Raw genomic sequence first — 23,378 nt, forward strand, 5'->3', positions numbered from 1 at the left:
CGCGATTCGGCGTTTCGGCCTCCGCTGCTCAGACGCCCGACGCGCAGCCCCGTCCGGGTATAGGCTCGCCCACACAATCGAACAAGCCGTCGACGTGTGGCGGGAGAACCTCCGATCGAAGGAGGCGCCGTAGGAGCAATGTCCTCCCCGGGAATCTCTCAGGCACAAGCACCGTCACGCCGAGGCAACTCTGGAGAACAGTGCCGGCGATGCTGCGGGCGCTTACCGAAGGTGAAAGGCGAACGCTCGCCCAAGCTCTCAGGTCGCAGGACAGAGCGGGGAGGTGCCTCACTCGATGTCCGGGCGTGCCCGGAGACGACGGAACCGGAGCCACCTCGATGACCATCAGCGTGTTCGACCTCTTCAGCGTCGGCATCGGACCGTCGAGTTCCCACACGGTCGGTCCGATGCGTGCGGCGGCCCGCTTCGTCGAGGGCCTGGCCGAGACCGGCGTGCTCGCCGAGGTTCGGGACCTCCAGGTCGAGCTGTTCGGATCGCTGGCCGCGACGGGCAAGGGCCACGGCACGATGTCCGCGATCCTCGTCGGGCTGGAGGGGCAGCACCCGGAACGTCTGGACCCCGACGACATGGTGGTGCGACTCGATCGGATGCGCGCCGACGGGACGATCCGTCTCGGCGGGACGACGGTGCTCCGGTTCGGCGAAGCGGACATCGTGCTCAGCCCGGGAACGGTCCTCGACCACCATCCGAATGCGTTGACGCTCAGCGTGTTCAGTGACGACGGCGCGCCACTCGCCGAGGAGACGTACTTCTCGATCGGTGGCGGCTTCGTGGTCGCGCAGGGCGATCCCGTCGACACCGGCGGGACGTCGGCGGGCGTGCGGTTCGGATCCGCGCGTGAACTGCTCGCCCTGGCCACGGCTCGAGGCGCCTCCATCAGCGACGTGATGGCCGAACACGAGCGCGCGCTCCGCCCGGAGGACGAGGTGCGCGCCGGTCTGCTCCACATCCGCGACGTCATGTCGCAGTGCGTCGAGCGGGGGATCACCCAGGACGGCTACCTCCCCGGTGGCCTCATGGTGCGGCGCCGCGCGCGGGGTTGGTACGAGCGACTGGTGGCCGAGGACCCCGACCGCAATCCGATCTACGCCGAGGACTGGGTCAACCTGGTCGCGCTCGCCGTCAACGAGGAGAACGCCGCGGGCGGACGGGTGGTGACGGCGCCGACCAACGGTGCGGCGGGCATCATCCCCGCCGTACTCAGCTACGCCGAGCGTTATTGTCCTGCGGGCAGGGCCGATCCGGACGGCACCGCGGTGCGTTTCCTCCTGACCGCCGGCGCGATCGGATCGCTGTACAAGGAGATGGCGTCGATCTCCGGCGCGGAGGTCGGCTGCCAGGGCGAGGTCGGGTCCGCGGCGTCGATGGCGGCCGCCGGGCTCACCGAGATCCTCGGCGGCACACCGGCTCAGGTCGAGAACGCCGCCGAGATCGCCATGGAGCACAGCCTCGGCCTCACCTGCGATCCGATCGCCGGCCTCGTGCAGATCCCGTGCATCGAACGCAACGCGATCTCCGCGGGCAAGGCCATCAACGCCGCCCGCATGGCGATGCGCGGGGACGGGACGCACCGGGTGAGCCTCGACGAGGTGATCGCCACGATGCGCGCGACGGGCCGGGACATGAGTTCGAAGTACAAGGAGACCTCCACCGGCGGTCTGGCCGTCGCCGTCAACGTCGTCGAGTGCTGACCCGCACGGCGCCCCTCAACCGGCTCTAGGGCGTGCGGCCGTGACAGCTCTTGTACTTCTTCCCGCTGCCGCAGAAGCAGTCGGCGCGTCGCGAGAGCGGCATCCGGTGTAGCTGACCACTGCCGGCGTTCTCGATGACCTGGTGGAGTTCCTCCGGCGGAGCCGGTTCTTCGGACACCACGTACAGGTTCAGCAGTACGCCGACGATCGTCGACAGCACGTCGCCCGTCGCTCGCACGTCCGCCTGGCGCGCGACCCACAGGGCGAGCGGCGGCGACACCGGTTCGATCCGGTCGGCCATCTCCTGCACGGTCGCCGCGTCGCGGGTGGCGGTGAGGGCGGCCTTGATCAGGAAGAGGTCGTTGGCGGACATGCGGTAGAAGACGGTGTCGAGTCCAGCGACCGGCAGTCTGCCGGACTGCGCCGAAATTTGCTCGAAGGCGCCACCGGCGTCATTGCTCATCGTCCAACCCCCTGGCACCGCCGTCGTGACGGGCTCGATGTCGAATAATCGCACAGTGCGCGGACGGGCGCATTCCGCGGGTGGTGGATTGCTGAAACTGCAAGGACCGGGGCGTCTCATTCGGGTCCACCGATCCACGTCACCCCGGGGCGGAGCGGGCGGCGTCGACGAGCGTCCTTCGGGCAGCGTGAGCAGCGCCGACGCCCGCGCGCACCTGTGCCCTCACGTCTCGGAGAGTCCGAGGTCAGCGGGGTGCGCCGGTCGGCGCGGGCGCCGAAGGACGCGCACCTGGTGCAGACGGCGCGGCAGGTGCCGGCGGACGAACCGCGGACGGTGCGCCGGGAGCGGGGGCACCAGGCGCGCCAGGACCTGCGGGGGCGCCGGGACCGGCGGGCGCCTGACCCGGCAGCGCGCCACCCGGAGCGGGTACGACGGCCGCCGGCGGCGCGTCGACCAGCGGGATCCGGTCGATCCCGGCCCCCTTGACCATCAGCGTCACCAACACGATGAACCCGGCGAGGGCGGCGACGGCGAGAATCGCGACGCCGTACCAGAGGACGCCGACCGCACGATTCGCCTGCGGAGTGCCGACCGACGTCGTCGTCATAGAGGTCACGTGACCCACCACCCTTCGAGTGCGCCCGAGTGTAGCGATACGAATTGGGCTCAATCTGTCAGGTCGCGCTGCCCGCGGTCACCGCCGAACCGGAGAGTCACGTCGCCAAGCGGTGGCGTCGGCGACGTGACTCTCCAGTTCGGTGAAAACCAGCGAACTCAGTCGTTGTCCCCGCCGGTGGAGGAGACGTCGGAGGCGAAGGTCTGCGCATACTCGCTCGGCCACGCCCAGTCGCGCACCTCGGGGATGTCGTCACCGTGCTCGCGGGTGTACTGCCGCGCGGTGATCCGCTTGTCCACCATCCGCTGCCGCAGGGTGGCGTACCGCGACCCCAGCGACGGCACCCGGTCGATCACGTCCATCACCAGGTGGTAGCGGTCGAGGTCGTTGAGCATCACCATGTCGAACGGAGTCGTGGTGGTGCCCTCCTCCTTGTAGCCGCGGACGTGGATGTTCTCGTTGTTGGCGCGGCGGTAGGTCAGGCGGTGGATCAGCCACGGGTAGCCGTGGTAGGCGAAGATCACCGGCTTGTCGCGGGTGAAGATCATGTCGAACTGGTGGTTGTTGAGCCCGTGCGGGTGTTCCTTCTCGTCCTGCAGGCGCATCAGGTCGACGACGTTGACGAAGCGAATCCTCAACTCCGGCAGGTTCCTTCGCAGGATGTCGACGGCGGCAAGACCCTCCAGCGTGGGCACGTCACCCGCGGTGGCGACGACGACGTCGGGGTTCTCGCCGACCTGCTCGGTGCCCGCCCACTCCCAGATGCCGAGTCCGCGGGTGCAGTGCGCGACGGCCTCGTCCATGGTGAGGAAGTTCGGGCTCGGTTGCTTGCCCGCGACCACGACGTTGACGTACTGCCGCGAGCGCAGGCAGTGGTCGTAGGTGGAGAGCAGCGTGTTGGCGTCCGGCGGCAGGTAGACCCGCACCACTTCGGCCTTCTTGTTGATGACGTGGTCGATGAAGCCGGGGTCCTGGTGGCTGAAGCCGTTGTGGTCCTGACGCCAGACATGGCTCGACAACAGGTAATTCAGGCTGGCGATGGGCCGGCGCCACGAGATGTCGTTGGTCACCTTCAGCCACTTGGCGTGCTGGTTCATCATCGAGTCGACGATGTGGATGAACGCCTCGTAGCAGTTGAACAGCCCGTGCCTGCCGGTCAGCAGGTATCCCTCGAGCCAGCCCTGGCACTGGTGCTCGGACAGCATCTCCATGACGCGGCCGGCGCGGGCGAGGTGCTCGTCTACCTCGGGTCCGACGAACTCGGCGTTCCACTGCTTGTCGGTCGCGTCGTACACCGCCTGCAGACGGTTGGACGCGGTCTCGTCGGGTCCGAAGATCCGGAAGTTGTCCGGGTTCTGGCGGACGATCTCGGTCAGCCAGGTGCCGAGCACCTTCGTCGACTCGGCGATGGTGGCGCCCGGTGCGGGGACGTCGACGGCGAAGTCTCGGAAGCTGGGCATCCGGAGGTCCTTCAGCAGCAGCCCGCCGTTGGCGTGCGGTGTCGCGCTCATCCGCAGCGAACCCGGCGGTGCCAGCTCGGCGATGAACGGGTCGAGCCGGCCCTCGTCGTCGAACAGCTCGTCGGCGCGGTAGGAACCCAGCCAGTCGGCGAGCACCCGAAGGTGCTCCGGGGTGTCGCGGGCGCTGGCGAGCGGCACCTGGTGGGCCCGCCACGAGCCGGTGCTCTTCTTGCCGTCGATGGTCGCCGGGCCGGTCCAGCCCTTCGGCGTGCGGAAGACGATCATCGGCCAGCGGGTGGGGGTCTCGTCGTCGTCGGGCCGTGCCTTGATCTCGGCGATGACGTTGAGGACGGTGTCGAGCAGTTCCGCGAACTCGCGGTGGGCGGTGGCGAGGTCGGTCTCTTCGGTCGCTTCGAAGAAGTACGGATCGTGCCCGTAGCCGATCATCAGGCTGCGCAGCTCGTCCTGCGGAATGCGCGCCAGGACGGTCGGATTGGCGATCTTGTAGCCGTTGAGATGCAGGATCGGCAGGACCACACCGTCGTTGGCCCGGTTGGTGAACTTGTTCGAGTGCCAGCTGGTGGCGAGCGGTCCGGTCTCGGCCTCGCCGTCCCCGACGACGGCCGCGACGAGCAGGTCCGGGTTGTCGAACGCGGCGCCGTAGGCGTGCGACAGCGCGTAACCGAGTTCGCCGCCCTCGTGGATGGACCCGGGGGTCTCGGGGGCGACGTGCGACGGGATGCCGCCAGGGAAGGAGAACTGCTTGAACAGCCGTCGCATGCCCTCGGCGTCGGGGGTGATGTCGGAGTAGACCTCGGAGTACGTGCCGTCCAGGTAGGCGTTCGCGACCAGTCCGGGTCCGCCGTGTCCGGGACCGGTGACGTACAGCGTGGATTGTTCGCGCTGCCGGATCGCGCGATTGAGGTGCGCGTAGAGGAAGTTGAGGCCGGGCGTCGTACCCCAGTGGCCGAGCAGGCGCGGCTTGACGTCGTCGCGCGACAGCGGCGTCCGCAGCAGTGGGTTGTCCAGCAGGTAGATCTGCCCGACGGACAGGTAGTTCGCGGCGCGCCACCAGCCGTGGACTTGGGCGAGGGTGTCGTCGTCGAGAGTCGACACCTCGGCGCTGCGCCAGGTGGTGTTCTCCGTGGTGGTCATCGCCTGCCGACTCCTCGCCTGGTCACTGAAACGGTTCCGAACCCATGTAACCCGCCCTGGCGGATCCATGCAGAGCGCGGAACCGAATGTTCACCGGAGACGTTGGTGGGGTACCAGGCGGACGGGTCATTCACACGACGGCGCCGGGGAATTGCACGTCGCACGTGGTCGTTAGCTTGTGTAACGCTCATGGGGCAATGGACGATTTCCCCGTCAGTGTGATGCACTGTTCGCACCGAATTGACGCGTGAGCAGCGATTCGACAGACGTAGGAAAAAGGGTCGGAAGGCAGATGAGAATGCGTATCGCAACCAAGGCACTGATTGCATCGGGCGGCGTGGCGGCAGCGCTGCTGGGCTCCGCGGGGATGGCCGCAGCGGCCCCCAACACCGACGCGATCGTCAACACGACCTGCACGTACCCGCAGCTCATCGCCGCGGTGAACGCGCAGGATCCCGGCGTCGCCCAGCAGATCGAGAGCAACCCGATGGCGGTCGGCTACCTGCAGAACTTCGTCGCGTCGGGTCCCGAGCAGCGGCGGACCTACATCCGTCAGGCCCAGGGCGTGCCGCAGATCGTGCAGTACACCAGCCTGATCAACAACGTGGCGGCGAGCTGCAAGAGTTTCTGACAGTCGCTTCCCTCGGTGAGACCGGCCACATCGGCCGGTCTCATCGTCGTTTGAGGGGTCAGTCCACCCGCTGCAGGAGCGCGCCGAGGCTCGCGGTGCACGACTCCAGCGCGCCGGCGACCGCGTCGACCGTCTGCCGTCGGGTCTCCGGCTCGGTGGGCAGGTCGGCGAACATCCCCCGCAGGATGTTCAGCCGCGCCGACTCGAGCCACGCCGTCAGCTCGGGGTCGCGCAGCCAGCGTGCCTGCCCGGTGAAGTCGGCGATCGCGACGCGCAGCCAGTCGAGCGGTGCGTCGGGGTGGGGAACCGGCTCGCACAGCGCGTTGCGTTCCTCGTCGGTGCCGTAGGCGTGTTCGACGTGGGCGATGAACGCGGAACTGAACACCTGTTGGCAGCCGCGCACGCTCTGCAGCACCAGCCGGCCGTCGTCGAACACGGGCACCGCGGGCGGCCGCGACAGCCCCGACGCCGTGCAGTCTACGTACAGGGTGCCCGGCTCGGCGGGCACGGTGCCGGCCTGAAGGATCACCTGATCGGGTTCGATCTTCTCGACGTGCCCGAGCCGCACCACGTCGTCGATGCGGCGTAGCTGCTCCAGCTCCCCGAGGGACACGATCGCGCAGTGGTACATCGTGGGCGTGACCGTGGGATCGATGCGGAGCAGGTTGCCGTCGGCCTCGAGGCGGGCGAACAGGTCGTCGAGGGACGTCGCCTCGACCGAGGCCTGCATCCGCGTTCCCAGCGAGCCGCGGGTCTGGTCCATGAACCGCGGGCCGGGCTGGACGGTGGCGCGGTTCATCAGCCAGGAGTCGCGCGGCATGACCCACCGGATGCGGTCCGGCGGGATCCCGTTGCGCAGCAGCCAGATACACGCGTCCATGCCGGTCTTGCCTGCGCCGACGATGGTGAACCGGTCCCGCCCCGCCGCATTGCGGGGCAGGTCGTTCGGGGCGACGACGTCGACGTCCGCCGCGAACGGGAAGGGCGGGGGTCGCATGGACGGGACGGTGGTGAGCAGATAGGTGGCGTCGACGACGCGCTTGCGCACGGTGACGGTCTGCTCGGCACCGTCGAGGGTGCGTATCCGGTCGTCACCGAGGTAGCGCGTCATCGGCAGGTAGGTGAGCCTGCCGGTGGGCAGCATCTGGTGCCGCATCACCTGTTCGAAGTACGCGCAAATCTCGCTGCCGGTCGCCAGCTCGTAGAAGCCCTCGTTCCAGCCGCTTGCGTCGACGACGTCGTCGCCGAACGGTCGGGAGTTCACGCCGTAGTACGCCGAGGGCTGGTGCAGCCGCACGAACGGGTAGCTGGCGAGCCAATGCCCGCCGGGTTGGAGGCCGGTGTCGACGAGGACGACGGACGCGGAGGTCTCGGTGAGCAGCGTGTCGACGAAGGCCATCCCCATGGCCCCCGCACCCACGACGAGGTAGTCGGTCTCGAGGGTTGTCATCAAGATGGGACGTTACGCGGGACCGCTCAGACGCGGATCACCGTCTCGCCGAACTCGACGATCGTGTCCACCGGTGCGAAGTCGGCGAACCAGACGTAGAAACGCTGGGCGCCCTGCGCTTCGAGCCCCCGGAAGTGGTCGGCGAGCGCGTGGGCGTCGCCGCATACCAGACCCGCGCCGAAGTGGCCGAAGCGGCGCTGCGCCTTCTCGGTGGTGGCGGCCGCATCGTCGCCGCGGCGCACGAAGCCCGTCATCTGCTGCACCGACGCCTTCGCCGACCCGATCTGGGGGATGAACTCTGCGAGCCGGTCGACGTAGGTGGCGGGCAGGTTCCACCAGTCGGCGTGTTCACGGACGAGGTTCAGCATGCGCGGGCCGACCCCGCCCAGCACGATCGGGATCGGCGCACTCGGGGTCGGGATCTGCGCCGCCTCGTCGTCGGCGTCCCAGTACCGCTTCAGCGCACTCAGCGTGCGGCCCAGCGCGTCGACGCGCTCCCGGGGGGACGCGGTGCTGACGCCGAACTTGGCGAGTTCGTCGGGCATCGACCCCGAACCCAGGCCCAGCTCGAAGCGGCCGCCGGACGCCTCCGCGAGCGTGACCGCCTGTTTGGCCAGTACTGCGGGCTGCCGGAACGCGTCGCAGAGAACGAGGTGCCCGAGCGTGATGCGTTCGGTCTTGGCGGCCAGCCAGGTCGCCGCAGTCATCGCCTCCCAGATGGGACTGGCGGGCGCCATCGGCGTCTCCAGGTGGTCGAGCAGCGCGACGCCGTCGAAGCCCGCCGACTCGGCGGCACGCGCCTTGGCGACGAGGTCGTCGATGCCCTGTCTGCTCTGCGGCACGTAGAGGAACCACTCGACCATTGCGCTCCTCGGGTTTCGCCGTGGCGGGACGGGCGCGCTGCCTATACTCGCGCCAGCCGATGATAACGACGTTCTCTGCTGAGGAGAGTGCGTTTCCGCACCGAGAGGGGTGTCCGCGTGACAGACAGGTGCGACGGCAAGGTGGCCCTGGTGACCGGGAGCAGTCGCGGTTTGGGCAAGGCGATCGCGCAGCAGTTGGCGCGCGAGGGCGCCACCGTCGCGATCACCGCCCGCACGATGGATCCCGATCCCCGCTACGACGGCTCGCTGGGGCAGACGCGCGACGAGATCGTGGCCGCCGGCGGCCGGGCCGTCGCGGTCCAGGCCGACCTGTCGAACAGTGCCGAGCGCGAGCGACTCTTCGCCGAGGTCGTCGCGGAGGTCGGTGCGCCGGACATCCTGGTGAACAACGCGGCGGTCACGTTCCTGCGGCCACTGGACGGGTTCCCCGAGAAGCGGGTCCGGCTGATGCTCGAGATGCACCTGCTCGGCCCCCTGCAGCTGAGCCAGTTGGCGATCCCGGCGATGCGCTCGCGCGGGCGGGGCTGGATTCTGAACGTCACGTCGGTGGGCGGCGATCTGCCTGCGGGACCGCCGTTCTCGGAGTTCGACGCCTCCGCGGGCTTCGGGATCTACGGCACGGCCAAGGCCGCGCTGAACCGGCTGACTCTCAGCCTCGCCGCCGAACTGTACGACGACGGCATCGCCGTCAACGCGGCCGCGCCGTCCGATCCGGTGGCCACGCCGGGTGCGGGCACGCTGGACCTGGCGAAGACCGACACCGAGGACGTCTCGCTGATCACCGAGACCGCGATGGTGCTGTGCAGCGGTGACCCGGCCGTGCTGACGGGCCGCATCGCCCACACGCAGCCGTTCCTGCGGGAGACCGGGTGGCTTCGCTGAACCTCGACGCCCTCGAGCGCCGGCTCGGCGTCACGGGGCTGGCGCCGCTGACCGGTGGCGCGTCGAGCCTCACGCTGCAGGGGACGCTCGACGACCTCGCCGTGGTGGTGAAGGTGGCACCACCGGGGCTTCCGCCGGTCGGGCACCGCGACGTCCTGCGGCAGGCGCGGATCATGCGGGCGCTGGCCGGGAGGGACGTACCGGTGCCCGAGGTGCTGATCGAGGACGACGGCGACCCACCGGCATTCGTGATGACCCGCATCGACGGGGAGACGTTCGAGCCGCTGTTCGACGCGACGGTTATGGGTCAGCCCGTGGCGCAACGGTTCCTGGCCGCCGCGCGGGTGCTGGCGGCACTGCACGTGCTGTCGCCCGCCCGGCTCGGGCTGGCCGACGAACCGGTGGTCGACGCGGCCGCCGAGGTCGAGCGGTGGAGTGCGACGCTGCGTACCGTCGACCCCGCGCTGGTTCCGGGGTGGGAAGAAGTGGGCTCGGCACTGCTATCCCGGGTGCCGACGCCGCTGGGACCGTCGGTGGTGCACGGCGACTTCCGGCTGGGCAACCTGGTGTCGACCGGCGAGGCCGTTGCGGCGGTGATCGACTGGGAGATCTGGTCGCTCGGGGATCCGCGCGTCGACCTCGGCTGGTTCCTGATCAACGCCGACCCATCCACGTACGCGCGGCCGTCACCCTACGTCGCCGCCGTACCGACTCGCAGCGCCCTCGTCGACGCCTACGGCGAGGCGCCCGACGTCGAGTGGTTCATGGCGCTGGCGTGCTTCAAGTCGGCGGCGACGTGGTCGCTGATCGTCAAGCACAACCGTCGAAGGACCGCGCCCGCAGCCGATCTCGAGGCCATGGCGTCGACGCTGCCGCGGCTGCTGCGACGGGCTACCCAGCTGGTCGCATAGCGATCCGTGGAGTATTTCCGGCGGCCGGCGCCGGAAATACTCCACAAAAAGGCTGAGTTAGCGCGGGATCCCCGCGAGCCGGTCGGCGAACTTCGCCTCCGCCGCCTCCCGCAGGCGCAGCAGGTGCTCGGACGGGAACATGTCGGGTGCGGGCAGGACGTCCTTGAGCAGCAATCGGGCCAGCGTCACCTTGTGCACCTCGGTCGGCCCGTCGGCCAGGCCCAGCACGAACGACTCCGTCAGGTACTGCACGAACGGCATCTCGTGCGACGTGCCGAGCGAGCCGTGGATCTGCAGGGCGCGCGCCGACACGTCGTGCAGCACCTTCTGCATCATCGCCTTGACCGCCGAGATGTCGGCACGGACGGCCTTGTAGTCGTTGAACTTGTCGATCTTCCAGGCGGTTTGGAGTGTCAACAGCCGGAAGGCCTCGATCTCCATCCACGAGTCGGCGATCATCTCCTGCACCATCTGCTTGTTCGCGAGCACCTCGCCCTGCGTGTGCCGAGACACCGCACGCTCGGCGATCATGTCGTAGATGCGGCGGACCAGTCCGACGGTGCGCATCGCGTGATGGATGCGGCCGCCGCCGAGCCGGGTCTGCGCGACGACGAACGCCCCTCCGCGCGGGCCGAGCATGTGATCGTTTGGCACTCGCACGTTCTCGTAGCGGACATAGCCCTCGCGGCCGCCGGCACCGAGCGGCTGGTAGCCGAGGCCGACGTCGCGAAGCAGGTTGATCCCCGGCGTGTCACCCGGCAGCACGAACATCGAATAGCGTTGGTAGGGCGGCGCATCGGGGTCGGTCATGGCCATCACGATGATCACCGACGCCATCGATGCAAACGACGAGTACCACTTCTCGCCGTTGATGATCCAGTCGTCGCCGTCCTGGATGGCAGTGGTGGTGAACACCTTCGGATCGGCGCCGCCCTGCGGTTCGGTCATCGAGAAGCAGGACACGATGCGGTTGTCGAGCAGCGGCTCGAGGTAGCGCTCCTTGAGTTCGGGCGTGCCGTAGTGGGCGAGGATCTCGCTGTTGCCCGAGTCCGGTGCCTGCGAGCCGAACACGATCGGCGCGCACTCGGAGCGGCCGAGGATCTCGTTGAGCAGCGCGAGCTTCATCTGCCCGTAGCCGGGCCCGCCGAGGTGCGGCCCCAGGTGGGTGGCCCACAGCCCGCGGTCCTTGACGATCTGCTGCAGCGGCGGGATCAGCGCCTGCCGCACCGGGTCGTGGAGGTCGTGTGACTCCTTGACGATCATGTCGACGGGTTCGCACTCCTCGCGAACGAACTGGTCGACCCACGCGAGTTGTTCGGCCCACTCGGGGTCGGTGGAGAAGTCCCACGCCATGTGCGGGTCCCTTCAGTCGGTGACGGTCACGACCACGCGGCGCGCCGGGCGGCGGCGTCGTCGGTGGCGTGGGTGAGGACCTGGTTGCGGTTCTCGAGTTCGATGGCGGCGTCGAGGTGCGCGGCGTCGGTGTTGACCTGCAGCGCCCGCTTGGTCAGTTCGACCCCGAGCGGTGCGAGTCCCGCGATCTGGGTGGCCAGTTCGAGCGCGCGGTCGAGGAGGCGCTCGTGGCCGACGACCTCGCTCACCAGACCGCGGCGGTCGGCCTCCTCGGCCGATACGGTGCGGCCGGTGAGCATCCAGTCGGCGGCGACGCTGGTGCCGACGATGCGGGGCAGGTGATAACTGAGGCCCATCTCGGCACCCGACAGGCCGAGCAGGATCGCGGCGTTCCCGAACGTCGCCGCGTCGGAACAGATTCGGAGGTCCGACGCGAGACACAGGGCGAGGCCGGCGCCGACGCAGGGTCCGTTGACAGCGGCGATCACGGGCTGCGGCACGTCGCGGATCGCGCGGGGGAGCGCGGCCATGGCCTCCTGGAAGCGCATCCGGTCGATCGCGGGGGCGGTGGCGTCGAGCATGCCGGGGCCGAAGTCGCGGACGTCGATGCCCGAGCAGAACCCGCGTCCCGACCCGGTGAGCACGATCGCCCGCACCGACCGGTCGGCACTCAGCGCGGCGAAGGTGGCGATCAACTCGTCGCGCATCACCTCGTTGACGGCGTTGAGACGGCCAGGCCGGTTCAGGCGCAGGACCGCGACGCCGTCGGCGGGGGTGCCGAGGTCGAGGGTCTCGATGGCACGCTCCCGTCGCCGTCGGGTCCTCGCCGATGAGAACCCATGATCCGTTTCCGAGAATCATGTTCTCACGGTCGTCCGCGTGCGGCCGCACGTTTCGGCGAGGCGTTCTCCCGGGCATAGGCTGACTACTGCCCGTGCGCCCGGTCATCCCGTCGCGCCGACGGCCCGAAACCCTTTCTGGAGGATCCGTGGACCAGCTGACCCTTGGCGTCATCGCAGCCACCCGGAAGGAGAATGAGCGCCGTCTGCCGATCCATCCGGAACACCTCGACCGCATCGACCCCGACGTCGCCGCGCGGATCTACCTCGAGCGCGGCTACGGCAGCGACTTCGGCGTCTCCGACGAGCAGCTGGAGCGCCACGTCGCCGGCGTCCGCTCGCGCGCCGAGCTGATCGCCGACTGCGACGTCATCCTGCTGGCCAAGCCGGAGGCCGCCGACCTCGCCGAGCTGCGGGACGGGCAGATCCTCTGGGGCTGGCCGCACTGCGTGCAGGACCGGGAGCTGACCCAGGAGGCGATCGACCGCAAGTTGACCCTCGTCGCGTTCGAGGCGATGAACCTGTGGAGTTCCGACGGCGCGTTCAAGCTGCACGTCTTCCACAAGAACAACGAGATGGCCGGCTACTGCTCGGTGCTGCACGCGCTCGAACTGATCGGCTCGACGGGCACCTACGGCCGGCGGATGCGCGCGGCGGTCATCGGCTTCGGCGCGACCTCGCGCGGCGCGGTGACGGGCCTGCACGCGATCGGCGTCCTCGACGTCGACGTGCTCACCAACCGCAGCGTGGCCGAGGTCGCCTCGCCGATCCACGGCGCCAATATCCTTCAATTCGAGAGCGGCGACGACGGTGCGAGCGTCGTGCAGACCGACGACGGCAAGCAGCCGCTCGCCGAGTTCCTCGCCGAGCACGACATCGTCGTGAACTGCGTGTTGCAGGATCCCAACTCCCCGTTGATCTTCCTGACCGAGGACGACCTCGGCGCGTTTCGGCCGGGCAGCCTCATCGTCGACGTGTCGTGCGACGAGGGGATGGGGTTCAGCTGGGCCACGCCGACGTCGTTCGGGTCGCCGAGCTTCGTCGTCGGCAACAACGTCACCTACTACGCGGTCGACCACAGCCCGTCGTACCTGTGGAATGCGGCGACGTGGGAGATCAGCGAGGCACTCATCCCCTACCTCGGCACGGTCCTCGGTGGACCCGGCGAGTGGGAGGACGACCCGACCATCCGCCGCGCGCTGGAGATCACCGACGGCGTCATCCAGAACCCGGACATCCTCGAGTTCCAGAACCGCGAGGAGCAGTACCCCCACCCGTCACGCTGACGCTCAGCAAATTGACACCGGCTGCCGATATTTTCGTCGTGGTCGCTCCTCGTGCGGTAGTTTCAAGCGACACACCGACTGGCCGCAGCCGAGGAGTACACCGGTGGATGCGACACCCTTCGGGCATTACCAGCTGCAGAAGCTGCTGGGCCGTGGCGGGATGGGCGAGGTCTACCAGGCCTACGACACCAAGACCGACCGCGTCGTGGCGCTCAAGGTCCTGCCACCGCACCTGGCTGCCGACGCGACGTTCCAGCAGCGGTTCCGCCGGGAATCGCAGGCCGCGGCGGGCGTCAACGATCCGCACGTCGTGCCCATCCACGGTTACGGCGAGATCGACGGCCGGCTCTACCTCGACATGCGGCTCATCGAGGGGCGCACCCTCGGGGCCATCCTCGCCGAGGACAAGAAGCCGCTCGACCCGGCCACCGCAGTCTCGGTCGTCGAGCAGGTGGCCGGCGCCCTGGACGCCGCTCACGCCGCGGGCCTGATCCACCGCGACGTCAAGCCGTCCAACATCCTGCTCACCGCGGGGGAGTTCGCCTACCTGATCGACTTCGGCCTCGCACGCACCGCGGGGGAGGCCGGCATGACGACCGCGGGCAACACCCTGGGCACGCTCGGCTACATGGCGCCGGAGCGGTTCGAGGGCGGGCCGATCGACGGGCGCGCCGACACCTACGCGCTGACGTGCGTGCTCTACGAACTGCTGACCGGCGTCCGGCCGTATCAGGCCGACAGCCTCGAGCAGCAGATCGCCGGCCACATGATGTCGCCGCCGCCGCACCCGTCGGCCACCGACGCCAGGCTCGGCGCCTTCGACGCCGTCGTCGACAAGGGCATGGCCAAGAAGCCGCTCAAGCGCTACCAGACGGCTGCGGAACTGGCGGCCGCCGCGCGCCGCGCGCTGACCGCGCCGGTGCCGCGGACGCGGTCCGGCCGCACCAGCGGCAAGCACTCGGTACGGGTGGCGTCCAGGCGGACGCCGTGGCGGGCGCTCGCGGCGTCCGGTGCGGCGGTGATCCTCGCCGGTGGGTTGTCCTTCGGCGCGTGGCAGGTGTGGGGCGCCTCCGACCGCGAGACGCAGCCCGCGAGCGTCGCCGAGTCGACGGTGCCCGCGGCCGCCCCGGACGGGACGGTGCCGCAGATCGCGGCCACGGTGCCACCGGACGTCCGGGCGACCGGCCGGCTCGTCATCGGTGTCAATACGCCCTACGCGCCCAACGAGTTCGAGGACTCGTCGGGCGAGATCGTCGGTTTCGACGTCGACCTGATGAACGCCGTCGCGCGGGTCCTGGGACTGGCGCCGGACTACCGCGAGACCGCGTTCGAGAGCATCCTTCCGTCGGTGGGCGGCGGCAGCTTCAACGTCGGGATGTCGTCGATCACCGATACTCCCGACCGCGAGAAGACCGTCGACTTCGTGACCTACTTCCAGGCCGGCACCCAGTGGGCGAAGCGGGCCGGCGGGTTCGTCGACCCGGACGCGGCCTGCGGGCTGCGGGTCGGTGTGCAGTTCGCGACGCTTCAGGAGACCTCCGAGCTGCCCGCCAAGAGCGCCACCTGCACGGCCGCGGGCCTGCCGCCGATCGAAACGGTCGTCTACACCCGCCAGGACGACCTGACCGCGGCGCTGATCGCCGGTGACGTCGAGGCGATGTCCGCCGACTCACCCGTCACCGGTTTCACCGTGAAGCTGTCGGCCGGGGCGCTGGAGACCGCGGGCGACATCTTCGACGTCGCGCCGTACGGATGGCCCGTCGCGAAGGGCTCGGCGCTGGGGCAATCGCTGCACCAGGCGCTCGAGCATCTGATCGCCACCGGCGAGTACCGCACCATCGCCACCATGTGGGGTGTCGAGAAGGGCATGATCGATCAGCCGACCGTGAACGGTGCGGCAGGATGACCGGGTGACCAACCCGACCATCACGCCCGTGCCGGGCACCCCGAACCTGCTGCTCGGTTCCTACGACATCGGCACCGTCGGCTACCGCGCCGAGGAGTTCTTCGTCTCCGGAACCGCGACGAGCTACCTCGAGCCATCCACCACGGCCGACTACACGACCCGCGTCGTCGCCCTCGTGCCGGAGGACGGCTTCAGCGGAACCGTCGTCGTCGAGTGGCTGAACGTCAGCGGCGGCATCGACGCTCCCGCAGTCTGGTTCATGGCGCACCGGGAGATCGTGCGTGCCGGCCACGCGTACGTCGCGGTGTCCGCGCAGCGGGTCGGCATCGAGGGCGGCGCGAGCATGGGCATGGACATGTCGCTCAAGACCCTTGATGGCGAGCGGTATTCGGCGCTCACCCATCCCGGCGACGAGTTCTCCTACGACGTGTTCTCGCAGGCGGGCCGGTTGGTGGGCGACCTGCTCGGCGGGCTGTCGCCGCACACCGTGATCGCCGTGGGCGAGTCGCAGTCGGCGCTGTTCCTCACCACCTATGTGAACGTCGTCGACCCGGTCGCCGAGGTGTACGACGGGTTCCTCGTCCACTCCCGCTTCGGTCCGGCGGCGCCGCTCGACGGCTCCTCGATCTTCGCCGACTCGGACGCCGAGCCGGAGCCCGTCCCGTTCGTCGAGGACCTGCGGGTGCCGGTGCTGACCGTCATCACCGAGACCGACCTCGTCGGCGGGGTCCGCGCGGGTTATCACGCTGCGCGACAACCCGATTCCGCCTGTCTGCGCACGTGGGAGATCCCCGGCACCGCACACGCCGACAATTACACGATCGCCGTGGGGTTCATAGACTCCGGCTCGGCGCCGCTGGCCGACCTCGTCGCGGCGTACGCGCCGACGCGGACGCTGATGGGCCAGGAGCTGCCGCACGTCATCAACTTCGCGCCGCAGCACCACTACGTCCTGCAGGCGGCGCTCGCCGGTCTGGTCGGGTGGGCGCGCGACGGTTCGACGCCACCGATCGCGCAGCCGATCGACCTGACCGACGCCGCGGCACTGGTGCTCGACGAGAACGGCCTGGCCGTCGGCGGCGTCCGGACACCGTGGGTCGACGTGCCGGTCGCCCGCACCTCGGGGCTCGCCGACGGCGACAGCGTGATGGCGCTGCTGTTCGGCACCGGCGAGGTCTTCTCCGCGGACCTGTTGGAACGGCTCTACCCCGGCGGCGTCCAGCAGTACCTCGGCCGCTTCACCGACGCCCTCGACTCGGCCATCGCGGCGGGCTTCCTGCTGGCCGCCGACCGCGACGAGATCCTCGACCTTGCCTCCGCGACCTACCCGGCCCGCTAGTGCATCGCTTCTCTGGCGATTTGTGGAGTGTTTCCGGCGGTGAGCGCCGGAAAGACTCCACACATCGCGTGGTCCGGGCCGTCGGAAGCGCTCCACTTACCGTCGCCTGGCTGGCGATCCTCGTCGCCACCACGCGCAGGCAGCAGGCGGCCGGGCGCCGCGGGTCGAAGCGGATCCAGCGCGAGCACTCGACCAACCTCCAGAAGTTGAGCACCGAGCCCTCGCGCGTCCTCGTGACGAGCGCGTTCTACCTCGACGGCCGGAGCTGGTGGCCGTACGTCCCGGTGTTCGCGGGCGTCGTCGCGCCGGCCGAGCGCCGGTTGGGTTCGCTGCGTTGGCTTCTCGTCGGCGCCCTGGCGCACGTCGGGGCGACCTACGTCGGGCAGGGCCACCTGCTCGCGCGGATCCGACGGGGTAGCGCACCGCGACGGCTGGTCAATGCGCGCGACGTCGGTGTCAGCTACGTGGTGCTGGGCCTGGCCGGCGCGCTGTCCGGATACGTTCCGCGGGCCTGGCGGACACGGACGCAGCTGGTCGTGGGCGGGGCGCTGGCCGTCAACGCGGCGGCGCGGCCTACGGCCACCGAGGTGGGCCACCTGTCGGCGTTCGCGATCGGTCTGGCGGTGAGCCCGTGGGTCCCCGACCGCGACGCCCGCCCCTACCCAGACCTCGCCTCGCTTTCTCCCCGCGAGCAGACATGAACTCCCCTGACTGACGGGTCATGAGGGGAGTTCACGTCTGTTCGCGATCAGCCCGGCGCGCCGGCCTCCGTCAGCGATCCGGAGCGTCCGGGTAGCAGTCGCCCCCACCGTTCGCGTACCACGTCGTGGGCGCCGGTGGTGCCGTCGTGCCCCGACGCGACGTCCAGCAGTGCGCCGGAGATCGCCGTCAGGCGCAGACCCGCGTCTCGGGCGGTGACGACCAACTCCATGAAGGCTGCGGCGGAGTCATATCCGAGAACACCCATCAGCACGCCCTCGGCGCGATCCAGCGTGCGTCGTGCCACCGCGTCGTCCCCCGTCGCACCCACCCGGGTCCACTGTTCCAACACCGTCGTCTCCTGCTCTGTCTCGGGTTTCGGCGTCCACATACCCGGCCCCGCGCGTTCCACGCCACCGTGTTGCCCTGATGCCTGAACACCTTGATACCTGGCACCTGGCGCCGTGGGAGGGAACCTGCGGCGTCTGACAGAAGAGTCACAGCGGTGCCACGAGCGCAGCTACTCCGCGGCCTGCTGCGCGTCGACACGTTGGCGGATCGCGTCGCCGCCGTCCTCTTGCGCGATGGCCTCGTTCATCGCCTCGACCTTCGACTCGGGCATCAACGGCGGCAGCAACGGCGTGGCCGGATCGGTGACCGCCTCGATCACGAACGGCCGGTCGGCGGCGAACGCCTGCTTCCAGGCCTCGGTCGCCTGATCGGACGAGGTGATTCGGACGGAGCCGAGGCCGAGCATCTCCGCGTAGGCGGCGTATGGGAACGCCGGCACGTCCTGCGACCTGTCGAAGCGCGGGTTGTTCTCCATTTCCCTCTGCTCCCAAGACACTTCGGCGAGGTCACCGTTGTGCAGCACCAGCACGACGAAACGCGGGTCGGCCCACTGCTGCCACCGGTCGGCGATCGTGATCAGTTCGGGGAGACCGGCCATCTGCATGGCGCCGTCCCCGACGAGCGCGACGACCGGCCGGTCGGGCGCATCCAGTTTGGCGGCGATGCCGTAGGGCAGCGCACATCCCATCGAGGCCAGGTAGGCAGAGACGTGTGCGGGCACCTCCGGCGGCAGACGCAGGTGGCGCGCGTACCAGTAGACCGACGAGCCGACGTCGATCGCGACGCGTGCATTGCCCGGAAGGTGTTGCGACAGTTCACGCACGACGAACTCGGGGTTGGCGTTGACGGACTCGGCGCCGCACCGATCGTCGGCGATCCGGTGCCACTGCGAGGTCCAGTCGTGCACCTGCTGCTCCCAGGTCCGGTCGGTCGACCGCGACAGCATGGGAAGAAGGTCCGAGAGTGCCTGTTGCGCATCACCACTGACGGCGACGTCGACCGGGTACTTCGCGCCCAGCACCTTCGGCTCGACGTCGATCTGGACCGCCCGGGCCTGGCCGGGAGCGGGGTAGAACTCCGTCCACGGGTCGTTCGATCCGACGATGAGCAGCGTGTCGCACTCTGCCATCAGGTGTGCGCTGGCCGTGGTGCCGAGGTGCCCCATCACCCCGGTGTGCCACGGCTGGGTCTCGTCGAGCACCGGCTTGCCCAGCAGCGATACGGTCACCCCCGCGCCGAGAGCGTCGACGACGTCGGCGATCTGCTCGCCGCACCCGGCGGCGCCGCGGCCGACCAGCAGGGCCACCTTGCTGCCCGCGTTCAGGACGTCGGCCGCCGCGCGGATCTGCGACTCGGGCGCGGTGATTCGCGGCCGCGCGGAGATGGCCGTCGACGGCACGACGCCGTGGGTGTGCGGCGTCTGCTCGGGCATCTCGGCCTGCTGGACGTCGTGGGGGATGATCAGGCAGGTCGGGGTCTGCGTCGCGATGGCCGTCCGCATGGCGTTGTCGAGCGCGGTGAGTGCCTGCTCGGGCGCGAAGACGGTTTGAACGTACTGCCCGCACACGTCCTTGAAGAGGGTGTGGAGGTCGACCTCCTGGAGGTAGCCGCTGCCCAGCGCCGTGCTCACGACCTGGCCGACGATCGCGACCACCGGCCGTCGGTCGAGCTTGGCGTCGTAGAGGCCGGCGAGCAGGTGGATCGCGCCGGGCCCCTGGGTGGCCAGGCAGACGCCGACCTCGCCGGTGTACTTGGCGTGGCCGCAGGCGGAGAACGCGGCGTGCTCCTCGTGCCGGGTGGAGACGTACTCGGGGCCGTCCGCGCGTTGCATCGCACCGAGGAGGGAGTTGATGCCGTCTCCGGCGTAGCCGAAGACGCGGGTGGCACCCCAGTCCCGTAGGCGTTCGACGATGGCGTCGGCGACGAGCTGTGGCATGTCCGCTCCTCTCAGCCCGACTGGGTGTCGGTGCCGGTGACCGGGGCGTCGCTCTGCCCGACGGTCTGCGTCGGGCCGGGTTCGTTCTCGCCGGAGATCTCGCCGCGGCCGGGCAGGTCGGAGTTGGGAGCGCCGACGTCGTCGGTCATCTCGTCGAGGGGCATCTCGCTGGCTTGCTCGCCCGCGAGCCGCTCCTGGTAGTCCTGGGTGTCATCGGGATCGGTCATGGGCGGGGGCTACCCGGGCTGGCGATGTCGAACCGCCCGTCGTTTCGGCCAGTCGGGTACGGGTAGCTTTGGCGCTCATGGCGACGTCGGGCTCGGTGCTGAGCCGGCTGCGGGCCGTGCCGTTGGAGTGGCGCAAGGTCGCGACGGTGCTGACGATCGCGATCCTCATGACGTCGGCGTTCGCCGCGGCGTACACGATCGCGCTGGGCCGGCCGTTCCCACACCACCTGCCGGTCGGCGTGGTCGGGCAGCCCTCGGCAGAACTGCTGGCCGAATTAGAGGTCCGCGAACACGAATTCGACATGCGCACGTATCCGTCGCGTGCGGACGCCATCGAGGCGATCGACAGCCAGCGGGTCACGGCGATCATCGACGCGGATGCCTCGCCGCCGCAGCTGCTGGTGTCCAGCGCGAGCGACCCGTCCGCATCACGGGCACTGACGCAGCTCGATCAGAAGGTCCCGCAGTCCTACCGGTTGCAGGTGGTCGACCTGCACCCGCTCCCGCCCGAGGACCCGGCCGGGCTCGCGACGTTCTACGTCGTGATCGCCGCGACCATCCTCGGGTTCGTCACGATGTTCCAGCTGCGCGCCAACGTCAAGACGCTGACGCTGGGCAAGTGGCTGGTGTGCGTCGGCGTCCTGACGGTGCTGGGCGGCCTGGCCCTCGCCCTGATCGCCGGGTCGGTGCTGCACTCGCTGCAGACGCCGTTCGTCCAACTGTGGGCGCTGCTGTCGCTGCAGGTGGCGGTGGCGGCGATGTTCAACTCGACGATGCTGGTGCTGATGCACCGCTGGGCGATCATCCCGACCTGGTTGACGTTCATCCTGCTCGGCAACACGTCGTCCGGCGGTGCGGTGTCGGCGTCGCTGCTGCCGCAGCCGTTCGCGTTCCTCAACCATGCGCTGCCCAGCGGCGCGACGGTGTCGGCGCTGCACTCGGCGACGTACTTTCCCGACCACCAGCGGCTGCTGCCGTACCTCGTGCTCAGTGGCTGGCTCATCGTGACGACCACGGTGCTCGTCGTGGTGTCCCGCCGGCTGGGGAAGTCGCCGGCCGAGCGGTAGGGATTGGCGCGCCCCGGCGTGCGCGCCGTGCACCAGAATGGGCGGGGACGACCGTCTGAGGGGGCGCGTGTGCTGGTGGATCCGGAGATGCTGCTCGCGAGGCAGGCCGCCGCGTGACCGTGCAGCCCCTTGCGAAGCCACCCGGATGGAAGGCGAATCGGCGTCTGCTCTGGGCGTTCGTCGTCGCCGTGCCCGTCTTCGGATTCATCGGGTACGCCGGCGTTCAGGCGGCCTCACGCGGCAGCTACCTGACCGCTTTCGTGATCGTCGGGTGGGTCGCGCCGCTCCTTCTCGCCGTCGTGGCAGCCGCGTGGCGGGCAGCCGTGCCGACGTCGCTGCGCGTGACGGTCCACGCCGACGGCACCATGTTCCGCAGCGACATTCGGACGGTCGTCCTCCTCGCCATCGGCTGTGTGCTGTTCGTCCCGGCCGGACTCCTGTACGTGATCCTGGTGCCGAGCGGACGCCTCGACCTGCCGATGTCGCGCGGCTTCCAACTGTTCTCGCCGATCGTGATGGCGTTCGCGGTGGTCACCCTCATCGGGGGGATCGTCAGCGGGGTACGTCGCCGGGGCATCGGCTACCTGCGAGTCGGTCCGTCGGGGGTGGAGTACGCCGACATCCTGACGACCACCTTCGCGGCCTGGGCGGACGTCGAGGATCTGACGGACACGGCCGACAAGCGCGCACACGCGGTGGCGACTCTCGAATTGCGGGACGACCGACGCCTGGTGCTCAACGGTCTGACGAGCTACGTCCCCGGCGGCGGCCTCTACTGGATGATCCGGCACTACTGGCGTCACCCCCAGGATCGCGCGGAACTCGTTGACGCGCGTGCGCTGGATCGCCTGCGGCATGGGCGCTTCGAGGTCGAGGTGGGTGAGTGACCGTACCCAATCCCTCTGCGAGTAGGGCCAAGTCATGGCTACGTGACCTCGACGACGACGCGTGGCGCTGGGCGACGTGGGCGACGCCGTTCGTCGTTCAGGTGGTGTTGGGAGTCGGGCTGACCGTGTCGTGGGTGCTGGGCCGGCCGCCGTTCCTCGTCATCGGAGCCGTGCAGATCGCGATCGCCGCCGTCACCGCCCTGCTGGTGTCGGCGGTTCTCGCGGTCCTCCTCGTCCGGTCTCGGAGTTCTCGATTGCACGGTCTCGCAGTGTCTCTCGCGGGCTCGTGCGTCGTCGTCGCGATCGGCGCGAGTGTCTACGGCGTCTGGATCCTCGGGTGGTAGCTCCTGACGAGGGCAGCCCGCCGACGCGTTATGGACCGGCCAGCGTCGTCGCCGTCCTCGTCACCAGTCTGGTCCTGGGAGTGCTGTCGTGGGCACTGGTGCCGTGGATCTACCTGTCGATCGTGCTGATTCCGCCGGTGTTGGTCGTCGTGATCGCCGCGGCGTTCCTGCTGGCCGGCGGTCGTCGGCAGCAGCAGGTGGGACGCGGGATGTTGATTGGCTGTCTGACTGTTCCCGCGACGCTGATCGTCTGCCTACCGCTGCTGTTCCTCCTGTGAATGTGTAAGCGCAACAACGGCGAAACGGCCGCCGCAGGAGTGCACCTGCGGCGGCCGTTCGCGTCGAGTTGACTCAGTAGGTCGGAACGAAGACGTCGTTGATCCAAACGCCCCAGTGGTTCCAGCCCTTGTCCCACACCTGCGGGTTGCCCGCGGCCCACGACGGGTCGACCGGCTTCGGCGGCGCGTACGGGGGCGGCGGTCCGACGTTCGGCCCGGCGGGCGGAGCGCCGTACTCGGCCGGCGCGCCCGGCGGGGGTGGCGGCGGGGCCATGGGTCCACCCGGGGGCGGCGGCGGAGGCTTCATGCCGCCGGGCGGCGGCGGGGGAGGAGCCATCCGCTCACCGGGGGGCGGTGGCGGCTTCATCTCGTCACCCGGGGGCGGCGGGGGCGGCTTCATCCCACCGGGCGGGGGCGGCGGCATCTCACCCGGAGGCGGCGCCATCTCGCCGGGCGGCGGGGGCGGCGGGGGTGTCGGCTCCGCGGAGGCGACCCCTCCCAACCCGAGGGCGCCGGCGGTCATGCCGCCGACGACGGCAGCGCCGGCCAAGAACTGAGACACCTTCACCGTTTGACTCCATTCCACGTTCGCGACCCAGGTCGGTCGGTCCGGACGCTGAGTTAGCCATATCGACGAAGAACCAAACGGGCGTCCTCGCTGAACCGAACTCCGTCACATCCCGGACATCATTGGCGCGAGGA

23 protein-coding genes and 1 riboswitch are annotated in these 23,378 nt (G+C 69.6%); of the genes, 12 read left to right on the forward strand and 11 right to left on the reverse strand.

Going from position 1 to position 23,378, the window contains the following annotated elements; translation table 11 throughout:
- Nucleotides 1-90 precede the first annotated feature (90 nt).
- Nucleotides 91-184: riboswitch (glycine riboswitch) on the forward strand.
- Nucleotides 185-338: 154 nt separating this feature from the next.
- Complete coding sequence (locus tag G6N64_RS10580; RefSeq protein ID WP_163801587.1) at nt 339-1,712, forward strand: L-serine ammonia-lyase; 1,374 nt, start codon at nt 339-341, stop codon at nt 1,710-1,712.
- A gap of 25 nt (nt 1,713-1,737) precedes the next feature.
- Here the strand turns inward: G6N64_RS10580 and G6N64_RS10585 are convergent, their stop codons facing one another.
- From G6N64_RS10585 to G6N64_RS10595, 3 genes are all read right to left on the reverse strand, one after another.
- Entirely contained in the window at nt 1,738-2,175 is a 438-nt protein-coding gene (locus G6N64_RS10585; protein ID WP_163796846.1) for an SEC-C metal-binding domain-containing protein, read from the reverse strand.
- Nucleotides 2,176-2,419: 244 nt separating this feature from the next.
- Nucleotides 2,420-2,791 carry a hypothetical protein gene (locus G6N64_RS10590; RefSeq protein WP_163796847.1) on the reverse strand — a complete coding sequence of 124 codons (372 nt, stop codon included), beginning with the start codon at nt 2,789-2,791 and terminating at the stop codon, nt 2,420-2,422.
- A 158-nt stretch (nt 2,792-2,949) separates the two neighbouring features.
- Nucleotides 2,950-5,406: a phosphoketolase family protein gene (locus tag G6N64_RS10595; protein ID WP_163796848.1), complete on the reverse strand. Its 2,457-nt coding sequence runs from the start codon at nt 5,404-5,406 to the stop codon at nt 2,950-2,952.
- Nucleotides 5,407-5,704: 298 nt separating this feature from the next.
- On the opposite strand from G6N64_RS10595, the gene G6N64_RS10600 reads away from it, so the two are divergent.
- Nucleotides 5,705-6,037, forward strand: a complete 333-nt coding sequence (locus tag G6N64_RS10600) for a hemophore-related protein (protein ID WP_163796849.1) — start codon at nt 5,705-5,707, stop codon at nt 6,035-6,037.
- 58 nt (nt 6,038-6,095) lie between these two features.
- On the opposite strand, the gene G6N64_RS10605 is transcribed toward G6N64_RS10600, so the two are convergent.
- Together G6N64_RS10605 and G6N64_RS10610 are read right to left on the reverse strand one after the other, a co-directional pair.
- Nucleotides 6,096-7,487, reverse strand: coding sequence for an NAD(P)/FAD-dependent oxidoreductase (locus G6N64_RS10605; RefSeq protein ID WP_163796850.1), 1,392 nt, complete (start codon nt 7,485-7,487; stop codon nt 6,096-6,098).
- A gap of 26 nt (nt 7,488-7,513) precedes the next feature.
- Complete coding sequence (locus tag G6N64_RS10610; protein ID WP_163796851.1) at nt 7,514-8,350, reverse strand: LLM class flavin-dependent oxidoreductase; 837 nt, start codon at nt 8,348-8,350, stop codon at nt 7,514-7,516.
- A 117-nt stretch (nt 8,351-8,467) separates the two neighbouring features.
- On the opposite strand from G6N64_RS10610, the gene G6N64_RS10615 reads away from it, so the two are divergent.
- Both G6N64_RS10615 and G6N64_RS10620 read left to right on the forward strand, forming a co-directional pair.
- A complete protein-coding gene (locus G6N64_RS10615) occupies nt 8,468-9,253 on the forward strand; it encodes an SDR family NAD(P)-dependent oxidoreductase (protein WP_163796852.1) in 786 nt (261 codons plus the stop codon).
- Nucleotides 9,241-10,164, forward strand: a complete 924-nt coding sequence (locus G6N64_RS10620; RefSeq protein WP_163796853.1) for a phosphotransferase family protein — start codon at nt 9,241-9,243, stop codon at nt 10,162-10,164. The genes G6N64_RS10615 and G6N64_RS10620 overlap by 13 nt, the downstream gene beginning before the upstream one ends.
- A gap of 57 nt (nt 10,165-10,221) precedes the next feature.
- On the opposite strand, the gene G6N64_RS10625 is transcribed toward G6N64_RS10620, so the two are convergent.
- Together G6N64_RS10625 and G6N64_RS10630 are read right to left on the reverse strand one after the other, a co-directional pair.
- Nucleotides 10,222-11,517, reverse strand: a complete 1,296-nt coding sequence (locus tag G6N64_RS10625) for an acyl-CoA dehydrogenase family protein (RefSeq protein WP_163796854.1) — start codon at nt 11,515-11,517, stop codon at nt 10,222-10,224.
- A gap of 26 nt (nt 11,518-11,543) precedes the next feature.
- The gene (locus G6N64_RS10630) at nt 11,544-12,314 is read right to left on the reverse strand and encodes an enoyl-CoA hydratase/isomerase family protein (protein WP_163801588.1); all 771 of its coding nucleotides are present in this window, start codon (nt 12,312-12,314) and stop codon (nt 11,544-11,546) included.
- Nucleotides 12,315-12,505: 191 nt separating this feature from the next.
- Between G6N64_RS10630 and G6N64_RS10635 the strand changes: the two genes are divergently transcribed.
- The 4 genes from G6N64_RS10635 (at nt 12,506) to G6N64_RS10650 (ending at nt 17,588) form a co-directional block, all read left to right on the forward strand.
- A complete protein-coding gene (locus G6N64_RS10635) occupies nt 12,506-13,642 on the forward strand; it encodes a N(5)-(carboxyethyl)ornithine synthase (protein WP_163796855.1) in 1,137 nt (378 codons plus the stop codon).
- Nucleotides 13,643-13,745: 103 nt separating this feature from the next.
- Nucleotides 13,746-15,548 carry a serine/threonine protein kinase StpK7 gene (gene stpK7, locus G6N64_RS10640; protein WP_163796856.1) on the forward strand — a complete coding sequence of 601 codons (1,803 nt, stop codon included), beginning with the start codon at nt 13,746-13,748 and terminating at the stop codon, nt 15,546-15,548.
- Nucleotides 15,549-15,552: 4 nt separating this feature from the next.
- A complete protein-coding gene (locus tag G6N64_RS10645) occupies nt 15,553-16,887 on the forward strand; it encodes an alpha/beta hydrolase domain-containing protein (RefSeq protein ID WP_163796857.1) in 1,335 nt (444 codons plus the stop codon).
- Nucleotides 16,888-16,955: 68 nt separating this feature from the next.
- Nucleotides 16,956-17,588: a rhomboid-like protein gene (locus G6N64_RS10650; protein ID WP_163796858.1), complete on the forward strand. Its 633-nt coding sequence runs from the start codon at nt 16,956-16,958 to the stop codon at nt 17,586-17,588.
- A gap of 47 nt (nt 17,589-17,635) precedes the next feature.
- On the opposite strand, the gene G6N64_RS10655 is transcribed toward G6N64_RS10650, so the two are convergent.
- The 3 genes from G6N64_RS10655 to G6N64_RS10665 form a co-directional block, all read right to left on the reverse strand.
- Complete coding sequence (locus G6N64_RS10655) at nt 17,636-17,938, reverse strand: ANTAR domain-containing protein (RefSeq protein WP_163796859.1); 303 nt, start codon at nt 17,936-17,938, stop codon at nt 17,636-17,638.
- 168 nt (nt 17,939-18,106) lie between these two features.
- Nucleotides 18,107-19,873, reverse strand: a complete 1,767-nt coding sequence (locus G6N64_RS10660; protein ID WP_163796860.1) for a thiamine pyrophosphate-requiring protein — start codon at nt 19,871-19,873, stop codon at nt 18,107-18,109.
- Between the two features lie 11 nt (nt 19,874-19,884).
- On the reverse strand, nt 19,885-20,100 hold the full coding sequence (locus tag G6N64_RS10665; protein WP_163796861.1) for a hypothetical protein: 216 nt from the start codon (nt 20,098-20,100) through the stop codon (nt 19,885-19,887).
- 77 nt (nt 20,101-20,177) lie between these two features.
- Here G6N64_RS10665 and G6N64_RS10670 point away from each other — a divergent pair, with 77 nt between their 5' ends.
- The 4 genes from G6N64_RS10670 to G6N64_RS10685 all read left to right on the forward strand — a co-directional run bounded on the left by G6N64_RS10670 (nt 20,178) and on the right by G6N64_RS10685 (nt 22,676).
- A complete protein-coding gene (locus tag G6N64_RS10670) occupies nt 20,178-21,167 on the forward strand; it encodes a DUF3533 domain-containing protein (protein ID WP_163796862.1) in 990 nt (329 codons plus the stop codon).
- 113 nt (nt 21,168-21,280) lie between these two features.
- Nucleotides 21,281-22,054 carry a PH domain-containing protein gene (locus G6N64_RS10675; RefSeq protein ID WP_163796863.1) on the forward strand — a complete coding sequence of 258 codons (774 nt, stop codon included), beginning with the start codon at nt 21,281-21,283 and terminating at the stop codon, nt 22,052-22,054.
- Nucleotides 22,051-22,398 (forward strand): hypothetical protein, encoded by a 348-nt coding sequence (locus G6N64_RS10680; protein ID WP_163796864.1) that lies wholly within the window; start codon nt 22,051-22,053, stop codon nt 22,396-22,398. Before G6N64_RS10675 ends, G6N64_RS10680 begins: the two co-directional genes overlap by 4 nt.
- Complete coding sequence (locus G6N64_RS10685; protein WP_163796865.1) at nt 22,392-22,676, forward strand: hypothetical protein; 285 nt, start codon at nt 22,392-22,394, stop codon at nt 22,674-22,676. Before G6N64_RS10680 ends, G6N64_RS10685 begins: the two co-directional genes overlap by 7 nt.
- 73 nt (nt 22,677-22,749) lie before the next feature.
- On the opposite strand, the gene G6N64_RS30045 is transcribed toward G6N64_RS10685, so the two are convergent.
- Nucleotides 22,750-23,244, reverse strand: coding sequence for a hypothetical protein (locus G6N64_RS30045; RefSeq protein ID WP_197748402.1), 495 nt, complete (start codon nt 23,242-23,244; stop codon nt 22,750-22,752).
- Nucleotides 23,245-23,378: the final 134 nt, after the last annotated feature.

This window comes from Mycolicibacterium sediminis (genome assembly GCF_010731735.1).
Classification (GTDB): Bacteria; Actinomycetota; Actinomycetes; order Mycobacteriales; family Mycobacteriaceae; genus Mycobacterium; species Mycobacterium sediminis.